This window comes from Burkholderia anthina, from assembly GCF_001547525.1.
Taxonomy (GTDB): domain Bacteria; phylum Pseudomonadota; class Gammaproteobacteria; order Burkholderiales; family Burkholderiaceae; genus Burkholderia; species Burkholderia semiarida.
The window spans coordinates 762,613-782,533 of the sequence record NZ_CM003769.1; the positions used below are offsets into that span (position 1 = coordinate 762,613).

17 protein-coding genes and 1 pseudogene are annotated in these 19,921 nt (G+C 69.0%); 8 read left to right on the forward strand and 10 right to left on the reverse strand.

Annotation, left to right across the window (positions count from 1 at the left end; all coding sequences use genetic code 11):
* The first annotated feature begins 410 nt into the window (after nucleotides 1-410).
* The 3 genes from WS64_RS19540 (at nucleotide 411) to WS64_RS19550 (ending at nucleotide 4,427) form a co-directional block, all read left to right on the forward strand.
* On the forward strand, nucleotides 411-2,216 hold the full coding sequence (locus WS64_RS19540; RefSeq protein WP_060967359.1) for a winged helix-turn-helix domain-containing protein: 1,806 nt from the start codon (nucleotides 411-413) through the stop codon (nucleotides 2,214-2,216).
* Nucleotides 2,217-2,408: 192 nt separating this feature from the next.
* Entirely contained in the window at nucleotides 2,409-2,828 is a 420-nt protein-coding gene (locus WS64_RS19545) for a DoxX family protein (protein ID WP_060967360.1), read from the forward strand.
* Nucleotides 2,829-2,939: 111 nt separating this feature from the next.
* On the forward strand, nucleotides 2,940-4,427 hold the full coding sequence (locus tag WS64_RS19550; RefSeq protein ID WP_060967361.1) for a mechanosensitive ion channel family protein: 1,488 nt from the start codon (nucleotides 2,940-2,942) through the stop codon (nucleotides 4,425-4,427).
* 182 nt (nucleotides 4,428-4,609) lie between these two features.
* Here WS64_RS19550 and WS64_RS19555 read toward each other — a convergent pair whose 3' ends face one another.
* Nucleotides 4,610-5,518, reverse strand: coding sequence for a LysR family transcriptional regulator (locus WS64_RS19555; RefSeq protein ID WP_059574869.1), 909 nt, complete (start codon nucleotides 5,516-5,518; stop codon nucleotides 4,610-4,612).
* A 120-nt stretch (nucleotides 5,519-5,638) separates the two neighbouring features.
* Here WS64_RS19555 and WS64_RS19560 point away from each other — a divergent pair, with 120 nt between their 5' ends.
* Complete coding sequence (locus WS64_RS19560; protein WP_060967362.1) at nucleotides 5,639-6,544, forward strand: helix-turn-helix domain-containing protein; 906 nt, start codon at nucleotides 5,639-5,641, stop codon at nucleotides 6,542-6,544.
* Here WS64_RS19560 and WS64_RS34415 read toward each other — a convergent pair.
* The gene (locus WS64_RS34415) at nucleotides 6,510-6,668 is read right to left on the reverse strand and encodes a hypothetical protein (RefSeq protein WP_155720454.1); all 159 of its coding nucleotides are present in this window, start codon (nucleotides 6,666-6,668) and stop codon (nucleotides 6,510-6,512) included. The two genes, WS64_RS19560 and WS64_RS34415, sit on opposite strands and share 35 nt — an antisense overlap.
* A 442-nt stretch (nucleotides 6,669-7,110) precedes the next feature.
* Here WS64_RS34415 and WS64_RS19565 point away from each other — a divergent pair, with 442 nt between their 5' ends.
* On the forward strand, nucleotides 7,111-8,274 hold the full coding sequence (locus tag WS64_RS19565; protein WP_060967504.1) for an aldose epimerase family protein: 1,164 nt from the start codon (nucleotides 7,111-7,113) through the stop codon (nucleotides 8,272-8,274).
* Between the two features lie 33 nt (nucleotides 8,275-8,307).
* On the opposite strand, the gene WS64_RS19570 is transcribed toward WS64_RS19565, so the two are convergent.
* From WS64_RS19570 to WS64_RS19580, 3 genes and pseudogenes are all read right to left on the reverse strand, one after another.
* Nucleotides 8,308-9,168 carry a PhzF family phenazine biosynthesis protein gene (locus WS64_RS19570; RefSeq protein ID WP_060967363.1) on the reverse strand — a complete coding sequence of 287 codons (861 nt, stop codon included), beginning with the start codon at nucleotides 9,166-9,168 and terminating at the stop codon, nucleotides 8,308-8,310.
* Between the two features lie 16 nt (nucleotides 9,169-9,184).
* Nucleotides 9,185-9,460 (reverse strand): annotated as a pseudogene (locus WS64_RS19575) (TrmB family transcriptional regulator); the annotation flags it as partial.
* A gap of 111 nt (nucleotides 9,461-9,571) precedes the next feature.
* Entirely contained in the window at nucleotides 9,572-10,543 is a 972-nt protein-coding gene (locus WS64_RS19580; RefSeq protein WP_060967365.1) for an AraC family transcriptional regulator, read from the reverse strand.
* Between the two features lie 94 nt (nucleotides 10,544-10,637).
* On the opposite strand from WS64_RS19580, the gene WS64_RS19585 reads away from it, so the two are divergent.
* Nucleotides 10,638-11,471 (forward strand): oxidoreductase, encoded by an 834-nt coding sequence (locus WS64_RS19585; protein ID WP_060967366.1) that lies wholly within the window; start codon nucleotides 10,638-10,640, stop codon nucleotides 11,469-11,471.
* Between the two features lie 135 nt (nucleotides 11,472-11,606).
* Nucleotides 11,607-12,443, forward strand: coding sequence for an alpha/beta fold hydrolase (locus WS64_RS19590; RefSeq protein WP_059640728.1), 837 nt, complete (start codon nucleotides 11,607-11,609; stop codon nucleotides 12,441-12,443).
* Nucleotides 12,444-12,539: 96 nt separating this feature from the next.
* Here the strand turns inward: WS64_RS19590 and WS64_RS19595 are convergent, their stop codons facing one another.
* Complete coding sequence (locus tag WS64_RS19595) at nucleotides 12,540-13,460, reverse strand: LysR substrate-binding domain-containing protein (RefSeq protein ID WP_060967367.1); 921 nt, start codon at nucleotides 13,458-13,460, stop codon at nucleotides 12,540-12,542.
* A 166-nt stretch (nucleotides 13,461-13,626) separates the two neighbouring features.
* On the opposite strand from WS64_RS19595, the gene WS64_RS19600 reads away from it, so the two are divergent.
* Nucleotides 13,627-14,322: a LysE family translocator gene (locus WS64_RS19600; protein ID WP_060967368.1), complete on the forward strand. Its 696-nt coding sequence runs from the start codon at nucleotides 13,627-13,629 to the stop codon at nucleotides 14,320-14,322.
* A gap of 77 nt (nucleotides 14,323-14,399) precedes the next feature.
* Here the strand turns inward: WS64_RS19600 and WS64_RS19605 are convergent, their stop codons facing one another.
* The 4 genes from WS64_RS19605 to WS64_RS19620 all read right to left on the reverse strand — a co-directional run bounded on the left by WS64_RS19605 (nucleotide 14,400) and on the right by WS64_RS19620 (nucleotide 19,635).
* On the reverse strand, nucleotides 14,400-15,107 hold the full coding sequence (locus tag WS64_RS19605; RefSeq protein WP_060967369.1) for a DUF3142 domain-containing protein: 708 nt from the start codon (nucleotides 15,105-15,107) through the stop codon (nucleotides 14,400-14,402).
* Nucleotides 15,108-15,112: 5 nt separating this feature from the next.
* Nucleotides 15,113-17,281, reverse strand: coding sequence for a PA5441 family protein (locus WS64_RS19610; RefSeq protein WP_060967370.1), 2,169 nt, complete (start codon nucleotides 17,279-17,281; stop codon nucleotides 15,113-15,115).
* Nucleotides 17,282-17,429: 148 nt separating this feature from the next.
* Nucleotides 17,430-18,842: a hypothetical protein gene (locus WS64_RS19615; protein ID WP_060967371.1), complete on the reverse strand. Its 1,413-nt coding sequence runs from the start codon at nucleotides 18,840-18,842 to the stop codon at nucleotides 17,430-17,432.
* A gap of 31 nt (nucleotides 18,843-18,873) precedes the next feature.
* Nucleotides 18,874-19,635 (reverse strand): 2-keto-4-pentenoate hydratase, encoded by a 762-nt coding sequence (locus WS64_RS19620; RefSeq protein ID WP_060967372.1) that lies wholly within the window; start codon nucleotides 19,633-19,635, stop codon nucleotides 18,874-18,876.
* Nucleotides 19,636-19,921 lie beyond the last annotated feature (286 nt).

Sequence of the window (19,921 nt, forward strand, 5' to 3'; positions counted from 1 at the left end):
GCGCGCCGCGGCGCCGCGCGGCCAATCGATTCGAGGCGGATGCCGATAATCCCGCGGATATTCGGCCGGTGCAACGGATCGAGCGGAAAATGAATCGGGAATCGGCCGGGCGAATCGAAAAGGAAAATGCGCGGCATTTCCGCGCTCGGCAATTTCGTCTGATATATCGAAATCGCGTTCATGGGCGCATCCATGATTTGCACATGAAACGGGCATCGTCGTGCCGCATGCCGGTGCATGCGGACGTGTCGGGCGCCGCGCCTGCCGCGGCATTTTCGTCATTTCAAAAAATTCGAGCCGTCCATTCTGATAATTTGAATCATTCGATCATGCAAATACCGTAGCATTGATGGCGAACCGGCACCCGATTTCAGCCGGGCGCCGTTGAATGTCACCCTCAAGAAATTCCCATGATCCGGATTGGAACACTTCACGTTTTTCTCGACAGACGTGAAATTCGTTCGAACGGCAAGCTGCTGCGCATCGGCAGCCGCGCATTCGAAATTCTCGAACTGTTGATTCGGGCGAACGGTGCGCTGGTATCGAAAGATGAAATCATGCAGCGCGTGTGGCCGCACACCGTGGTGGAAGAAAACAACCTGCAGGTGCACATCGCATCGCTGCGCAAGGCGCTGGCCGGCGACCGGAACCTGATCGTGACGGTACCCGGTCGCGGCTATCGGCTGGTTTCCGGGCAGGACGCGGGCGCCGCGCCCGTGCGCCCGGCGACGTGGCGGCCGTCCGCCGCGCCGGGCGCGTTGTTCGGCCGCGAACAGACGGTCGCCGACGTGCTGGCCGCGCTGCGCACGGCGCGCATCGTGACGCTCGTCGGCGCGGGCGGCATCGGCAAGACGCGGGTCGCGATCGAAGCGGCGGCGCGCGCCGACGCGCGCTTTCCGGAAGGCACCGTATTCGTTTCGCTCGCCACCGTCGCGTGTCCGCGCTTCGTGCCGGACGCGCTCGCCGGCGCGTTCGGCATCACGCAGCCGACCGGCTCGCTGACGCTCGAAGCGGTGCTCGCCAGCGTCGCGCGGCGCCGGATGCTGCTCGTGCTCGACAACTGCGAGCACCTGCTCGACGCCGCCGCGCGGATCGCGAGCGCGCTCACCGATGCGGACGACGGGCTGTGCGTGCTCGCGACGAGCCGGGAATCGCTGCGCATCCATGGCGAGCGCGTGTGCCCGGTGCCGCCGCTCGACATACCGGGCGAAGACGCCGGCGATCACGAGGCGATGAGCGCGAGCGCGGTGCAGTTGTTCGCCGCGCGCGCCCGCGCGGCCGATCCGCGCTTTCCGCTCGATGCGCGCAGCCTGTCGTTGATGGCGTCGGTCTGCCGCCGCCTCGACGGCCTGCCGCTCGCGATCGAGCTGGCCGCGGCACGCGCCGCCGTGCTCGGCATCGACGTGCTGGCCGCGCATCTCGACGATCACTTCCGGCTGCTCACCGGCGGTTTTCGCACCGCGTTGCCGCGCCATCAGACGCTGCAGGCGATGTACGACTGGAGCTACCGGTTGCTCGGGGAGTCCGAGCGCCTGCTGCTGCGATGGCTCGGCGTGTTCCGCGACAGCTTCGCGATCGAGGCCGTGCGCGAGGTCGTCGGCGCCAACGGGCTGGCCGGCGCCGACCTGCTCGATACGATCGCCGGCCTCGTGTCGAAGTCGCTGCTGATCCTCGAGACCGCGCACGGCGCGCCGCGCTACCGGCTGCTGACGACCACGCGGGCCTACGCGCAACAGCAGCTCGACAGTCACGGCGAGGGCGAGGCTGCCGCCCGCGCGCATGCGGCCTACTTCCTCGCGCTGTTCCGGAGCGCGACCCACGGCGGCGAGCAGCCGGGCGTCGAGCCGGGCGGCACGACCCGGCTCGACGCGGTCCGGCGCGAACTCGGCAATCTGCGTGCCGCGCTCGACTGGGCATTTTCGGCGCGCGGCGACGCGGCGCTCGGCATCGCGCTCGCGGCCGTCGCGGTGCCTTGCCTGTTCGATCTGTCGCTCGTCGACGAATGTCGGGAGCGCGCGCGCGTCGCGCTCGATGCGATGCGCGACGCGGATGCCGCCCTGGTGTCCGACGATGCGCGCGTGCGATTGCTGGCCGCGTATGCGGCTGCGCTCGCGCATACGGCGGAGTCGACGCAGGCGGCGCATGATGCGTGGTCGGAAGTGCACGCGCTCGGATTCGATGCGGCCGAGGCCGAGTTGCCGTCGCGCGAGTCGTGACGCCGGGTTCGCGCGCCGCTCGTCTGTTTCAGAACGATTCAGCCCGGATACAGGACAGCGGCAGGCGGCACGCGTAGATTGCCTGAACGGCGGGCGCCGGCATGCCGTCGGCATGCGCCGCCACGGCGTGCCCGCGCGGCATGCCACCCGGCGCACGCCGCCGTGCATCCCGCTCAATCGACGAAACGCCGCATGAATCCTGCCCACTCCGACCTTTCCAGCCACGCGACCGATCTCGGCCTGCTGTTCCTGCGTGTATCGGCCAGCGTGCTGCTGCTCGTGGTTCACGGCCTGCCGAAGATCCTGCATTACACGGCCGAAGCCGCCGCCATCGAGGATCCGTTCCATCTCGGCCGCACGCTGTCGATCGTGTTCGCGATCTTCGCGGAGGTCGTGTGCCCGATCCTCATGATCGTCGGCCTGTTCCCGAGGCTCGCGGCGCTGCCGGTGATGATCGTCACGCTCGTCGCGCTGGTGTTCGTGCACCCGGACTGGCCGCTGCGCGAAGCGCAGTTCGCATGGATGCTGCTGATCCTGTTCGGCACGATCGCGATCGCGGGCGCCGGCCGCTACGTGTTGCCGTTGCCGGGCGTCGCGCGCCGGCGCGACTAGCCGCGACCGGCGCGACGACGGCCGGCACGCGATGCGTCCGATGATTCCGTTCCCGCGGCGACGTTCGTCTTGCCGCCTTGACCCTTTCGCGCGCCGCGATGGCGATCCGACATGTTGAATTTCTCCGATACGGCGATCTACGGCGCGCCGATCGTGCTGGCCGATCTCGCCGCGTGGCGGCTGTTCGGGCGCGCGCGCCCCGTGACGCGCGCGATCCGGCGCTGTGCGGCGTTCGCCGCGCTGAGCGCCGTGCTGTTCGCGACCGGCGTGAGCCCGCTCGCGGTGCCCGCATCGATCGGCGGGCTCGACAGGATCGCGGTCCAGGCGATCTGCATCGCATGGTGGCTCCAGTGCGCGATCGTGTTCAGCCTGCTGCTCAATCATCTGCTGCTGCCGCGTGCATGGCACAGCCAGCGGCTCTTTCACGACATCGCCGCGGGCATTGTGTTCGGCACGGCTGCGGTGGCCGCGCTGGGCTACGTGCTCGGCCTGCCGTTGAGCGGCCTCGTCGCGACCTCCGGCGCCGTCGCGGTGATACTCGGTCTCGCGCTCCAGAACACGCTGAACGACGTGTTCTCCGGGCTCGTGCTGAATACCACGCAACCGTTCCGGCTCGACGATACGGTGTCGATCGGCGAGCTCGAAGGGCGGATCGTCGAGAGCAACTGGCGCGCGACGAAGCTGATCGACAGCCTCGGCAACCTCGTTGTCGTGCCGAACAGCGCGGCGGCGCGCGCCACGATCGTGAACCTCAGCGAGCCGGCCGGCCTGCACGGCGTCACGCTCGCGCTCGACCTCGATCCCGCGGTGCGGCCGGCCGTCGCCGTCGGCGCACTGGAGCGCGCCGCGGCGAGTTCGCTCGACGTGCTCGCGCGCCCCGCGCCGATCGCCGTCGTGAAGGCGTTCCGCGCGAACGCGATCCAGTACGAACTCATCTGTTACGTCGACGCACTGCAGAAGAAAACCACCGTGCGCAACGCGCTCTACGATCTCGCGCATCGGCACCTGGCTGCGGCGGGCGTCGCGTGGCGGCCGCTCGCGGGCGCCGCGCCGGCGTGTGCGTCGTCATCCACATCGCAAGCGCATCCGGTATCGCGCCGGCTGCTGCTGTTGCGGGCGGTCGAATTGTTCGCATGCGTCGACGACGACGATCTGGCTGTGCTGGCCGATGCGCTGGTATCGCGTTCGTTCGGCAAGGGCGACGTGATCTATGCGTCGAATGCCGAGTCGCGCGTGCTGACGATCGTCGAATCGGGCGTCGCGGCGGTGTTCGTGCCGGGCGCGGCGGGCGACGTCGAAGTCCGGCGGATGGCGCCCGGCGATGCGATCGGGCAGTCGGTCGTGCTCGCCGGCACGCGGCTTCATGCGACCGTCCACGCGGTGACCGCGATGACCGTGCATCAGCTTCGCAGCGAGGATCTGGCGGCGCTGATCGGCAGGAAGCCGGCGCTCGGCAGGCTGATGTGCGAGTCGCTCACCGAACATGTCGCGACCGAGGAAAGGATGATGATGCCGCCGGTCGAGCAGGCGCACGCGGGGTTCAGCCTGATCGGATGGCTCGAGAAGGAAATGAAGCGGCTGCACGATTCGCTCGGCTGACGCGCGGCGTGGATCGTGAGGGTCGCCGGCGGGACGGGATGGACGTGCGCTTGCCGTCGCGGCGCGTGGCGCCGTGCCGGGGCGCTGCGTGACGCGTGCGATGCCGGGCCGTCAGTCGTCGGCGGTCGGCCGGGCGGCAGCGCTTGCGGCCTCGGCGTGCCGGCGGGCGGTGAACGGGCGCGTCAGTCGGGTGTCGTGAAACGCTCGACGAGATCCGGCTGGTCGAGTTGCTCGACCCACCAGTGCAGCGCGCGGCCCGCCTCGTCGCCGCGCCACGCGAGATAGCAGTGCGTGGTGTCGCGCATGCCCGTCACCTGGCGCGCGACGAGCTTGCCGTCGGCGATCGCGCGCGCCGCGATGCATTCCGGCAGCGTGCCGACCGCGAGCCCTTCGCATTGCGCTTCCAGTTTCGCGGCCAGCGTCGGTACCGCGAGGTAAGGCTGGCCCGCATCGATCGCGACCGACTGCGGCTGCAATTCGCGCGACGTATCGCTGATCACCGCGCCGCGATACTGGACGACCGACGCCATCGCGAGCGGTTCGGGCAACGCCGCGAGCGGATGGGACGGCGCGACCGCGAACACGTGCCTGAGCGAGCCGATCGGCCGCGCGACGATGCCCGGCAATTCCGGCGGTTCGCCCGCCGCGCCGACGACGAGATCGGCCCGCCGCGAAATCAGCGCATCCCACGCGCCGCCGAGCACTTCGGTCGACAGCCGCAGCCGCGTGTCCATTCCGAGCGCGTAGAAGCGGTGGACGTACGGCCACAGCGCGCCGAACGGCAGGATTTCGTCGATGCAGACGCGCACTTCCGTTTCCCAGCCCTGTTGCGCACGCAGCGCCTTCAGTTCGAGTTGCTCGGCCGCGCGCAGCAGGCGGCGGCCTTCCTCGACGACGATGCGTCCCGCATGCGTGAGTTTCGCGCGCCGGCCGCTGCGGTCGAACAGCGCCACGCCGAGATCGCTTTCAAGTTTCTGCACGAGGTAGGTCAGCGCGGACGGCACGCGATGCAGCAGTTCCGCGGCTTCGGCAAAGGTTCCGGTGCGGTCGATCGCGTCCAGGGCTTCGAGCGCTTCGAATGACAGCTTCATCGCAAATTCCGGTAGGGGGTGGCTGGCGCATCATACCAGTGCCGCCGCGGCGCGAGCGGCGTGCGTCACCGGGATTTGCTAGAGTGGCCACTCCTGCCATTCGTGTCTTCGCATCGTCCCATGACCACCGCTCAGCCGGACACCGCATCCTCCGATTTCATCCCGGCCGACGTCAGGCAGACCATCGTCACGCAGGCGTTGCCGAAGGGGCAAATCGGTATCGTCCGACTCAAGACCTTGCGCCGGAACATGGGGCTGACCGCGCCCTATGAACTGGAGAATACGGATCTGATCGTCTTGCAGTTGCATGCGTTCGGCGAACAGGATCTGTGGCTCGATGGCCGCCCCGCGCCGTTCGTCCCGTACGACGCGGGAACCGTGTCGATCTACGATCTCGACCGTCGCTGGGTGGCCGACCTGAAGGGCGCGTTCGATTGCCTGCATTTCCATCTGCCGCGCCACACGCTCGAGGAAACGGTCGACGACCTCGGCGGCCGACGGCGGCCGCAGCTTTATCTGCCGCCGCATCTGAGCACCCACGATTCGGTCATCCATGCGCTCGGACGCGCGCTGCTGCCCGCGCTGGCCCGGCCGGACGAGGCGTCGCAGATCTTCATCGATCACGTGGGGCTGGCGTTTCAGGCGCACGTCGCGTGCCGGTACGGCGGCATCGGCGAACGGCGGGAAAAGTCGGACGGCAAGCTCACGCCGTCGCAGGCACGCCGCGCGAAAGAGCTGCTGCTCGCGCATCTCGACGGCAACATCGGGCTGGCCGACGTGGCGAGCGCGTGCGGGCTGTCTCGCAGTCATTTCGTCAAGGCGTTTCATCGGACGACCGGGCTGCCGCCGCATCGCTGGCTCATCGTGCAGCGCGTCGAACGGGCGAAGGAATGGATGCGCAACCCGGACGTGCCGTTGAGCCTGATCGCCGCCGCGTGCGGCTTCGCGGATCAAAGCCATTTCTCGCGAACCTTCACGCGCTTGACCGGTGTCACGCCTCGCCGGTGGCGCGCGGACCATACGTGATCGTGATCGTCGCGATGCGGAGGCGGCGTGCGCCGGTCCGCACCGCGCGCTGCCATGGCGGATCGGCGGCGTATGTTTCGGGCAGCCGGTGCGACTGCGTGGCCAGCACGAGATCGCGGGCCATGGACGGATGCGATGCGTGCGCGTGCAACCATGACGCGGTACAGTGCGTGTTCGCGACCCGCACGAGCGCTGCGCGCTTCGTTGTCTGCGTCGTCCTGCAGCGTCGTCGCGTAGACGACGTCATGGGCCCTTGCCGCGAACTCGATGGCCGGCCACGGCGGTTCCGTACGATACGGCGCGAGGTGCGCGAACAATTCCGCCGGATGCGCGAGCGTGTGATCGAAGCGCCGCGGCTCGCCGTATGCGCGCTCGACGAGCGGCCACACGGCCGCCGCGCCGAAGCAGGCATCGCGGGCGGCGCGCAGCGTGCGTGCGATATCGGCGGAGACGGCGTTCATGGCGGCGCTCGCTCGGGCGGACGATGCGCGCAGCATGGCAAACGTGGCGCCGTGCGGGCATGCAACTTGCGCGCCTGCACGGGCCGCACCACCTTGGAGATTTTCATGAAACGACGCTGGCCGCGACAACCGATGCTCGCGATAGGTGTGTTCGCAACGTTCGGGCTGCACGCAGCCGTCGCATCGGCGGCGCCCGACGTGTCGATCAGCCGCGCCGATTACGGGACGACCGCGAGCGGGCAGGCGGTGAGCCAGTACACGCTCGCGAACCGGCACGGCGTGACGCTGAAAGTCATCACGTACGGCGGCATCGTGACCGCGCTCGACGTGCCCGACCGCACCGGCCACGTTGCCGACATCGTGCTCGGCTTCGATTCGCTGCGCGACTACGAAGCGCACAACGGCAACATCCATTTCGGCGCGCTGATCGGCCGGTATGCGAACCGCATCGCGGGCGGGCGTTTCACGCTCGGCGGCAAGACGTGGACGCTGCCGGTCAACGACGGGCCGAACACGCTGCACGGCGGCCCGGACAGTTTCGACGCGAAGGTGTGGAAGGTCACCGGCACGCACAGCGACGCGGCCGGTTCGAGCGTCACGCTGCGCTACGTGAGCCCCGACGGCGAGAACGGCTTCCCCGGCACGCTGACGACGGACGTCACCTACACGCTGACCCGCGACGACGAGATCCGCATCGACTACCGCGCGACGACCGACCGGGACACGGTCGTCAACCTGACCAACCACAGCTACTTCAATCTGGCGGGGCAGGCGGCCGGCAGCGTCGAGCGGCAACTGATCGAGATCGCCGCATCGCGTTTCACGCCGACCGACGGCACGTCGATTCCGACCGGGCAACTGGCGAGCGTCGCGGGCACGCCGATGGATCTGCGCCAGTTGACGCCGATCGGCGCGCATTTGCGCGATGCGTATCCGCAGCTTGCGATCGCGCATGGCTACGATCAGAACTGGGTGCTCGATCAGGGCGGCCAGACGGCGCCGGCGTTTGCCGCGCGCGCTTACGACCCGGCGTCCGGGCGGTTCCTCGAGCTGTACACGACGCAGCCGGGGCTGCAGTTCTATACGGCCAACGGGTTGAACGGCAGTGTCGCGGGCAAGGGCGGGACGGCCTACCGGCAAACCGATGCGTTCGCGCTGGAGGCCGAGCATTTTCCCGATTCGCCGAATCATCCGGCCTTCCCGTCGACGGCGCTCAAGCCGGGCGAGACGCTGCACGAAGTGACGGTGTGGCGGGTAGGCGCGCGATGAGCGTCGGCGTCGGCATCGGCGGGCGTGCGTCGGTCACACGTTGATCACGCCGCGCCCGATTTCGATCACGCGCCCGCCGACGCCGATTTCGCCCGCGGCATCGACCGACAAGCGCAGCAGGCAGGGCCGGCCGACGGCTTCGCCTTGCTCGACCCGAAACGCGGCCGGCAGATCGTGTCCGGCGGCGAGCAGCCAGCCGCCCAGATTCGCGCAGGCCGATCCGGTGCCTGGGTCTTCCGACACGCCGCCGCCTTGCTTCACGAAGAAGTAGCGGGACACGACCGTTCCCGGGCGCGCGGCGTCGAACGCGAACACATAGGCGGTCTTGCGGCCGAGGCTGCTTCGCGGCCAGACGTCGAGGTGCGCGCTATCGGGCTGCGCGCGCCGCACGGCGGCCGGGTCCTTGAGCGCGACCAGCAACTGGTCGGCACCGGTGTCGACCCACAGCGGCGGCGCGAGCAGATCGCTTTCCGCGAGCCCTAGCAGCGCCGCGACCTGCGCATTCGGCAACGCGCACGGCGCGGTGTTCGGCATGCCGGCGTGCGGCGCGATGAAGGTCCACACGTCGCCGCGCGCGGCGACGTCGACGACGCCGGCCTTGAATTCGAGCGACAGCGCATCGCCTGCCTCGAGCAGGTCCCGCACGACGTGCGCGGTGCCGAGCGTCGGATGGCCCGCGAAAGCCATCTCGTAGCCGGGCGTGAAGATGCGCACGCGTGCATGCGCGCGCTCGGACGGCAGCACGAAGGTCGTCTCCGACAGATTAAACTGCACGGCCAGCGCCTGCATGGTCGCGTCGTCCATGCCGCGCGCATCATCGAACACGCACAGCGGGTTGCCGCCGAACGTCGATTCGGCGAAGACGTTCAGCAGGCGGAAGGTGTACTGGGTCATCGGTATCTCGTGTGGGTCAGCCCTGTTTGTCGAGCGGTGCGAGCATCGCCTGCATGTGGGGATGCTTCAGCACTTTCCGGTATTCTGCCGGACTCATCGCGTCGATCAAGACGCGGCCACTCACGTCGGCCTTGATGGACTCGACCGCGAGCAGCGCGATGACCGGATGGGTCGTCAGCGTCGCGTGGTCGGGCGACTGGTCGCCGAATTCTGCCATCACTGCCTCGGTATTGTCCGCGACCGCGACGGCCAGCCGCCGGCCCGAGAGCCGAAGTCTCGCGCTGGCGCCGCAGGGCATCCGGGGCGTGACCGCGTTCATCCTGAAGTCGCCGCCCGGCCGCGCGCTCGATGCGGCGCGATGAACGCGTGCGTCGCGGCCGGGGTTCGGCACACGTCAACGACGTCAATGCGACGACACGAACACCGCATCGTCGAACGCTTCCGGAATCGCGAAGCTCGCGCGCATGCGCTGCGCTTCCTTCGCCGGCGTCAAGCCGAACAGGCGCTTGAATTCCCGGCTGAACTGCGACGGGCTCGTATAGCCGACCGCATAGCCGGCCGCCTCCGCCGTCAGGTCCTGGCGCACCATCAACAGCCGCGCCTGATGCAGCCGCGTCGATTTCAGGTACTGCATCGGCGACACTTGCGTGATCGCCTTGAAGTGACTGTGAAAGCTCGGCACGCTCATGCCGGCTTCGTCGGCCAGTTGCGACACGTCGAGCGGCCGCGCGTAATCGGCGTGGATCATGCGCAACGACCGCCCGATCCGGCCGTATTGCCCGCGCATCGCCAGCGCGCTGCGCATCGCGTGGCCCTGCGCGCCGGTCAGCACGCGGAAATACAGCTCGCGCAGCAGCGCCGGGCCGAGCACGGCGGCGTCGAGCGGCCGCTGCATCGCGTCGACGAAACGCAGCACCGACGCGTGCATCGCTTCGTCCATCGGCGTCGACATCATGCTCTTCGGCGCCTGCACCGTTTCCGCGACGCCCACGCGGTCGATCTGCGCGGCGAGTTCGGCGGCCAGCGTGAAATCGAGGTGCAGGTACAGCGCGAGCAGCGGGCGCTCCGGCGTCGCGTCGGTTTCCATGCTGAACGGGACCGGCACGGAGACGGCCAGGTAATGGTGTTCGTCGTACAGATAGCACTCGCCGCCGAAGTAGCCGCGCTTCGACCCCTGGCACACGATCACGATGCCCGGGTCGTACAGCACCGGCGTGCGCGACTGCGCGCGGTTCGAGCGCAGGATGCGCACGCTCGGCAGCGCGGTCAGGTTGTAGCCCTCGTTCGGCGCCAGCGCGCGCAGCAGCGCCAGCAGGCGCTTCCGGTCGCGCGGCGACAGCGCTGGAGGTTGGGCGGAGACGGACACGGTGCTCATAGTTTTGTGCAAGAAAATCAGCGGAATCGGGCTTATTTAGCGTCGTTCGTCAGACTAGTATGCACGCTTGAATCGACATTCGGGAGAAGCTCACATGGCATCCGGCAACATCATGCTCATTACCGGCGTCAGCAGCGGTTTCGGCCGCGCGCTGGCCCAGGAAGCGCTGGCCGCCGGCCACACGGTGGTCGGCACGGTGCGCAGCGCGCAGGCGGCGCGCGACTTCGAGGCGCTGTCCGCGCAGGCGGCCGTCGCACGCGTGCTCGACGTGACCGATTTCGAGCGGATCGACGGCGTCGTCGCGGACATCGAGGCGAACGTCGGGGCCGTCGACGTGCTGGTGAACAACGCGGGTTACGGGCACGAAGGGATCATGGAGGAGTCGCCGCTCGACGAGATGCGCCGGCAGTTCGACGTGAACGTGTTCGGCGCGGTCGCGATGATGAAGGCCGTCGTGCCGTTCATGCGCGAACGCCGGCGCGGCCGCATCCTGAACATCACGTCGATGGGCGGGCACATCACGATGCCGGGCATCGCGTACTACTGCGGCAGCAAGTTCGCGCTGGAGGGCATTTCCGAGACCCTCGGCAAGGAACTCGAGCCGTTCGGCATCGCGGTGACGGCCGTCGCGCCCGGTTCGTTCCGCACCGACTGGGCCGGCCGCTCGATGGCGCGCACGCCGCGCTCGATCGCCGACTACGACGCGCTGTTCGACCCGATCCGCCGTGCGCGCGAGGAAAAGAGCGGCAAGCAGCCGGGCGACCCCGCGAAGGCCGCGCGGGCGATGCTCGCCGTCATCGCGGCGGACCATCCGCCCGCGCATCTGCTGCTCGGCAGCGACGCGCTGCGGCTCGTGCGGAGCAAGCTGGCGGCGCTGGACGACGAAATCCGCGCGTGGGAGGCGCTGACGGTGTCGACGGACGGCTGACGCGTGCCGCCGCGTCCGTTTCCTGCTGGTGGAGGATCGGCCATCGCATTGCACGATGGCGTCGTGGTTTCACAATAAAGCCGATAATGGCAGCGGCCCGTTCGCCACGTTCATCCACCTCACAGGAGTACCGCGATGCCATACGTCACCACGAAGGACAACGTCGAGATTTTCTACAAGGATTGGGGTCCGAAAGACGCGCAGCCCGTCATGTTCCACCACGGCTGGCCGCTTTCCAGCGACGACTGGGATGCGCAACTGCTGTTCTTCGTCCAGCACGGCTATCGCGTGATCGCGCACGACCGGCGCGGGCACGGCCGCTCGGCGCAGGTCTGGGACGGCCACGACATGGACCATTACGCGGCGGACGCGTTCGCGGTCGTCGAGGCGCTCGACCTGCGCAATGCGGTGCATGTCGGCCATTCGACGGGCGGCGGCGAAGTGGCGCGCTACGTCGCGAAGCACGGCGAGCCGGCCGGCCGCGTCGCGAAGGCCGTGCTGGTCAGCGCGGTGCCGCCGCTGATGCTGAAAACCGAATCGAACCCCGAAGGCCTGCCGCTGGAGGTGTTCGACGGCTTCCGGAAAGCGCTCGCCGACAATCGCGCGCAGTTCTTCCTCGACGTGGCGAGCGGTCCGTTCTACGGGTTCAATCGCGAAGGCGCGACCGTGCACCAGGGCGTGATCCGCAACTGGTGGCGGCAGGGGATGGAAGGCGGCGCGAAGGCGCATTACGACGGCATCAAGGCGTTTTCGGAAACGGACCAGACCGACGACCTGAAGTCGATCTCCGTCCCGACGCTCGTGCTGCACGGCGAGGACGATCAGATCGTGCCGATCGCGGATGCCGCGCTGAAGTCGATCAAGCTGCTGAAGAACGGCACGCTGAAGACGTACCCGGGCTATTCGCACGGCATGCTGACGGTCAATGCGGACGTGCTCAACGCCGATCTGCTGGCGTTCGTGCGGGCATGACGGTGGCGGCGCCGGCACCCCGCGGCGGGCGGCGCCGCGATTGAAAGCAGGCGATCCGGCCGCGCGTGCAAAAGGGCCGATCGCCCGCCCTCTGTTTCACCCCAAATCGACGAAGCGAACGCCCGGATGCGCGAGGCGCGGCATCCGGCCGGCCAGGAACGCATGCAACTCGCGCACCTGCGCGGCCTTCGCTGAGTCTTCCGGCCACACGAGGTAGTACGCATCGCCGGTGCTCACGGCCGTCTTGAACGGCAGCACGAGCTGCTTCTGGTCGAGGGCCGTCGCGCACAGCGCGAGGTCGCCGATCGACATCCCGTGGCCGGCGATGGCCGCCGCGATCCCCTGTTCGAGCATGTCGAACACCTGCCCGCGCGTGATGTCCACATCGAGATCGTGACCGCTGCCGTTGAGCCAGCGGCGCCAGTCGCGCCGGTCGGGCGACGGATGGATCAGCTCGCACGCGGCGGGATTCGTACGCGCGAGCGTGGCGGTGGCCCGCGAGCACACCGGAATCAGCCATTCGTCGAACAGCTTCACGCAATGCGTGCTTTCGCCGAACTTGCCCGCGCCGAGCAGGATCGCGCAATCGTAGGATTCGCTGAAAAAATCCACGGTATCGACATCCATCCACACGCTCGCGATCTGCACCTCGAACGCCGGCCGCGTGCCGCGAAAGGCGGCCAGCGCGTCGAGCAGCCAGCGCATCGTGAGCGTGGAGGGCGCCTTGAGCCGCAGCACGTCGCGTTGCGTGCGGAACAGCATGCACGCTTCCTCGATCTGCCGGAACCCGCGCCTGAGGCCGGCCGCGAAGATATGGGCTTCCGCCGTCACGGTCATCCTGGGCCCGCGTCGGACGAACAGCTTCCGGCCGAAGTAGGCCTCGAGCGTCTTCACGTGCTTGCTGACCGCGCTTTGCGTCAGGCTCAGTTCCTCGGCGGCCAGCGTGAACGAGCCGGTGCGCGCGGCGCTCTCGAATGCGCGCAACGCATAGACGGGCGGAAGCGGTTTGGCTTTCATGGATTTCGAGTATGAATAAAACTCATGTCATCAGACAGGATTTTCCGTTTTAGCTCGGCAGATCGGGCGCGTGATACTGCTTATCGCCGTGTCTTTCGCGATATCGGGCCTCCATGATGCCACTGTGACGTGTACGTCCGCGACTCATCAAACTGAACTTTTTGTCATGACGTTCCATTACCCGCTGCTGTTCGCCTACCTCGCCGCGATCGTGTTGCTCATCGCGACGCCCGGCCCGGTCGTGATGCTCGTGACGGGCACCGTCGCGCGACGCGGGTTCCGTCAGGGCGTGCTGACCGCGGTGGGCGCGAACGCCGCGAGCCTCGTGATGATCGCGGGTGCGATGCTGATGGTGTTCGGCGTCGTGATGGTCAGCGCCCGCCTGCTTGCCGGGCTGCATGTCGCGGGGTGCCTGTTCATCGCGGGGCTCGCCATCCGGACGCTGCTCGGCGAATGGCGCGCCGCCCGTGAGCGTGGCGGCGACGGCGCGGCCGCGGGGGAAGCGGCCGCGGGCGAACCCGCGGCGGGCGAACCCGCGGCGGGCGGCCCCGGGGCGCGGCCGCGCGGTTTGCCGGGCGTCGTGCGCGGTTTCCTCGTCGGCATCGCGAACCCGAAGGACCTGCTGTTCTTCGTCGCGTTCTTTCCGCAGTTCGTCGCCATCACGCCCGATTCGCGCGTGAGCCTCGCGATCCTCGCCGCGTTGTGGATCGCGGTCGATTTCACGATCCTGACCGGCTATATGGCGGCGATCAACCACCCGGCGATGCATCGGAAGCAGCGATGGATCTCGGCGTCGTCGGCGCTCGCGCTGCTCGCGATTGCGCTCGCCGGGCTCGGCAGCATGATCGCGGGCGCCGCTTAGTGCAGCGTACTGCCGCGGCGTTCGGCGTTACCGCTTCGTTGGCGTCGCGTGCGGCCCGTTATCAGCGTGGACGGGTTTCAGCCGTTGCGCAGGAACACGACGTAGCCGCGGAACCACGGGTTCGTCGCGAGATACGGCGGCGCGTCCCAGTCGCCGCCCTGGATCACGCCGATGCGAAACGGCAGTTGCAGCCGCGCGACGCGCGGCAGGTACGCCGCATAGTCGGGGATCGTGCGGCGGCCCTGGTAGGTCTGCACGACCACCTCGTCGACGATGCCCTTGAGCGCGTTGACCTGGTCGGTATCGATGCGGCTGCTCCAGTCGAGCAGCCCCGTGATGCTGAGCCGGCAATCGGCGGGCAAGGTCTCGCGCAGCGTGCGCAGGAACGCGAGGTAATCCTGCAGGTGGCGCGTGCCCGCATCGAAATCGATCTGGATGCCGGCGATCGTGCGGCCCGATGCACGCCAGCGCGCGAGCTGCGCGAGCATGATCCGCGTGACGCGCGGCGTCCAGCGCAGCGTATGCGCACGATAGACGAGCCACACGCGCGCGTGGGGCGCGGGCGGCAGCGCGACGCCCTGCGCGATCACGCGCACCTGCGACTCGTCCCGCGGCGACGCCTCGATCTGTCCTTGCAGCACGTAGACGATGCGCGCGTCGCGCACGACCGCCTGCGGCTTCACGCCGGCCCATAGCCAGAACGCGTCGTACCGCGCGGCGTCGACGGTGCCGGCCAGCGCGACGCGCGCGGCCAGCAGCAGCGCGACGCACGCGATGCGCTTCATGCGACCTACCAGTAGTAGCGGAGCTTCTGCGCCCACGGGCTGCCCGGATAGGCGGTCTTCAGCGTGTCGAACCAGCGCTTGCGCGTGCTCTTCGACACCTCCTTGCCGCCACATTCGTTGGCGCCGGCCGGCGCATAGCACCTGATCGCACGGTAGAACGCGTACGCGCGATCGTTCGGGTTCGCCTGCGTATCGGCCATCACCGTCACGTAGCTCGACATCCGCTCGTACGGCTTGCCGGCGAACTGCGACGGCGCCGCGCCGAGTGTCGGCGGCACGCGCGTGGCGGCCGCGCTCGATCCGTTGCGGACCCACGCGGGCACCGGATCGATTTCGAGGCCCGACGCCGGCGGATGCACGCGCACGAAATCGGCGAGGCAGTTCAGCCCTTTCGGATCGGCCGGATTCTGCTGCAGCGTCGCGGCGATGTCGCGCGCCGAGGGGCACGTGTAGCCGTCGTCGTTTTTCGCGCCGGCGGCGATGAACGGCTTCAACGGATCGGCGGGCGTGCCCGACACCAGCGCGGTATCGGCGAGGAAGTCCGCGTAGTGCGAACGCGTGAGTTCCTTGTACAGCAGCGTATACAGCGCGGTGTCGCGCAGCGCGCCGCTCGTCGCCTGATTCTGCGCCTGCGCGCGCAACAGGTCGGCATTGGCCGCGCGCTGCAGCAGCACCGCACGGATCGCGGCGTTCTGCACGAGCGAATCGTCGGCGAACGCGTCGTTGACGAGCCCGGCCTGTTCCAGGTTGATCGCGAGCGCGAGTTCCAGCATTTCGCGCTGGAAGCGGAATTTCGCGAGCGGGATCAGGTCGCGCCACAGCTGGCGGGCCGTGTCGTTCTGGCCGCTGTCCTCCAGCGCGAACCCGCGCAGCGCCTGCTGGCTGAGGCCGAAGTAGTCGAGCGGCGCGGCGGGCGTCCGCGGCAGCAGATCGAGGGCGGCGTCCGGCTTGTGCCCGATCTGCACGTACCAGGTCGCGAGCAGGTAGTCGTACAGCGCGGGCGCGTTCGCGAAGCGCGGCTTCTGCGCCTGCAGTTCGTCGAGGGTCATCGGCTTGCGGCTCGCATCGCTGCTGTCCGACGCGCGCATGCGCAGCAGGTCGACGGTGGCGAGCACGGTCGGCGACTGGATCTGGCCGGCGTCGAATTCCGGGCCGAACAGCAGCTTGCTGTCGAGTTCGTTCGCCAGTTGCATCAGCGGTACGTTCGACGTCGCCGGCGACCAGCGCGCGAGTGCATGGCCGTACAGGTCGGCCTGCTGCGTGACGTTGCCGCCGAGCCACGCGACCCGTCGCAACAGCCCGGCCGCGGACACCGCATAGCGTCCCTTCGGATACACCTTCAGGTAGGTGCGGAACACGGTGTTCGCCGCGTCGAGCGACACCTTCGTCACGCGCGCGCGCGTCGGCGTCGGGCTGTCGTGGTCGAATACGTTGGCTTGCGCGGCGTTCAACTGCGCGCGCCCGGCCATGTAGAGGCCGGTTTCCTTCAGCCACGGGTCCGCGCTGTGCGATGCGTTCGCGAACGCGCGGGTCGCGGTGAGGAAGTCGGCGCGATAGAACGCGTTCGTGCCGTCGAGGTACGCGGCGAACTGCTGGCCGAGCGGCGACTTGACCGGCGGCTTCGCCCACGCGGCGCTCGCGGCGCCCGCGCCACAGGTTTTCTGCGCGATGTCGGCGCGTGCCGCGCGCAGGCGGGCGGCTTCGTCGGCGGGCAGGCCGCCGGCGCTGCCGAGTGCTTCGTTGAACGCGTCCGCGCCGGCGCTCATGCTGCGGCAGATGCTGCCTTCGCCGTCCGCGTACCGGTTCGACGACGCATCGGCGTCCGCCGCGCTACCGATCTTGTCGGGCTCCTTCTGGCCGATGTAGATCCATCCGGAGAAATCCATCGGGAACGGCACGACGATCTGGTTGATCCGCTCTTTCGCCGGGATGGTCTTCGGGTCCGGGAACACCTGCGCGACCTTGGCGCTGTCGGCCATCATCAGCATCGCGTTGATGCGCGTGTCGTTGGCGGGCGTCAGCATCGGCACGTTGCCGCACGAGTATGAAGCCTGCCGGAGCGTGGTCGGCACGTAGCAGCCGTCGTCGCCGCTGGCATGGGCGGCCGGCATCCAGAGCAGGCTGGCCGCCAGCGCGGAGAACAGGTGGCGGTGCAGCGTCGGTGTTTTTCGCATTTTTCTTGTGCTGGTTAGGGGCCGCGACGGCCGGGTCTCTCAGGGGGGGGCGCGCTGCCCCGGCGCGTATCGTACCTCACGCCGCGTGACGGCCGGCGGGGCGCCAACCGAGCCGGGCGCGCGCGAGCGTCGCGGCCGTGCCCGCGCCTCACGCGCACACGCTGCTGGCGATGCCTCCGTCGTCCATTTCGTCGAGCGTGGCGCGCAAATCGTCGATGGCCACCATCAGCTCGCGCACTTGCCGCAACGACGGGTACTGATGCAGCACGGCTTGCCATTGCGGCAGCGTCAGCAGGGCATGCCAGATGACGCCGAGGCCGTCCGGATCGGCGTCCGGCCGCCGCGCGAGCGCGCTCGCGTATTCGAGGCTCGCCTGCGCGGACAGCAACTGCATCCGGCTCGCGGCGCCGAGCAGGCGCGGCGTCGCGTCCGCGGACGCGTCGCAGCAATACAGCACTTCGCGCGGCAGCGCCGCTTCGTCGGTCGTCAATGCGTGCAGCGATGCGCCATGCACGCGCACCGTGCCCTGATGCGTCTCGAATGCATAGACCGTGTCGGGATCCGCCTGCGCGAGCAGGTTCAGGCCGCGCAGCAGCCGCGGCAGATCGGTCGTCGCGGCATCCGCGGAGGCCTTCGCCTCGACGAGGAAGCGCACGTTCCACGCAGGCGCCGGGTCGCCGCCGCGCGCCCGTTCGAGCAGGATCGCGTCCCATTCGGTTTTCGCGCGGTCGTGCCGGCCCGGGATCGACGACGGCACGCGCATCGACGTGACCACGCGGTAGGTACGCTGCTCGTCCACCGCGTCGAGCCGGCTCGCCACCGCGCGGAGCGCCTGTGCCGCCAGCGCTTCGACGGCCGCGCCGCGCCGCTGGGACGCGGCGCCTTGCGCGACGGCCACCGTGCTGCCGACGAGCGGCCCTTGCCGCACCCACAGCGCGCGGTAGCGACGGACGTCCTCGTCCGCGGCGAGCGCATCGAGCCGCAGCATGCGTTCGAGCGCGGGGCTGTCCTTGAGCCTGACGATGTCCTGCTCGAATGCCGCGTCGGTCGCCGTCTCGGGCCGCGCGAGCAGGTGCGCGAGCGCCGCGTGCAGTTCGGCCCACGACGCCGCGGCCGCGGCCGCGTGCAGGCGCGCGAGGCCGTCGCGTTGCCATGCGTGGGCGCTGCGCTCGAGCTTGGCCGGGTGCGCGATCGCATTGACGGCCGAGTGCAGCGCGCGCCGGTCCTGCTCCGCGTGCGCGGACAACGACGCGTATTCGCGCACGTTCGGCGCATCGTGGCGCAGCACCGATGCCTGAAACGACGGATCGCCGGACGACGGATCCATCGCATCGCGGATCATCCGCCCGAGCGCGTCGATGAAGCGCTGCCGCAAGTCCGCGCCGGGCGCGTGGCCGTCCGCCCGCATGCTGCGCGCTTCCTCGATCACGATCGCCAGCGCGGTGGCCGGGTTCGTCGCGTCGGTCAGCGCCGACGCGCGGTCGAGCGGCGGCAGCCGGTAACGGCGCGCGACGGTGCGCAGCGTCGCGTCGAGCAGGGCGGGAAGCGGTGTCAGCGACATGGCGGACGGGAGCGTGAAAGCGACCGAACCGTCACGCGGTCAACGTCACCGACAGGCTGCCGAGCTCGCCGAAGCGGACCGTCAGCGCATCGCCGAGCGGCACGTCGATCGCGCCCGCGTACGAGCCGGTCGTCACGATCTGGCCGGCGCGCACCGCGTCGCCGCGCGACGCGAGGAAATTGACGAGCCACACCAGCGGCTTGAGCGGATCGCCGTCCGGATGGCTGCCGTCGATCGTGCGGTTCAGCGCGCCTTCGAACGACAACGCCAGCGTCGCGAGCGGCACGTTCAACCCATCGGGCACGACCGGGCCGACGCACAGGCCCTGGTTGAATTGCCCGTCGGCCAGCAGCTCGAACTTCGACGCGCGCGCGGGCTCCGCGTAGCGGCAGCCGAGCACCTCGAGCACGATGCGCACCTCGCGGATCGCCGCGCGCACGTCGTCTTCGTCGTACGGGTGCTCGCGCGCGGGCAGGTCGCGATCGAGCACGAATGCGATTTCCGGTTCGATCCGCACGATCGGTCCGCCGACGACGCGGTACGGTGCATCGGCTTCGCGGATCGTCGACGCGAAGATCGGCGCGAGGATCACGCGATCGGGCGGCGGCAGCGCGCATTTCCATCCGCCGACGGGTTCGCCGAGCAAATCGGCCACGCGCTGCTGGATCGCGAGCGCGGTCTCGATGTCGTCGGGACGCAGTGCATCGGGCAACAGCGGGCCGGGCGAGCCGGCATGGCGGGCGGCGACGAGATGCTGGGCGGCGCCGTCCACGCGTTCGATAGTCGTTGTCATGTCGGTTGAGCGAGTTGAAAGTGGGGCCGGCAAAAAAGGGCCGGACGAAAGTCGCATGGTTGATGATAGCGCCTTCGGCGCGATGGCTGTTCGGTCGTGTCGGGATCGAGAGCGGCAACGCGAGCACGGAAGCCGGCGGAATCCGCCCGGACGCTCCGACCGACATGCGGATCGGCGGCCTGATCGACGACGTGGCTCGCACTGCCGGTTCCGCTTGGCCGCTTGTCCGGGCGCCCGCGTCGTCCGGTCGCAGGCCGGACGTCTGCCGGCTTGATCGTCGTCAAGA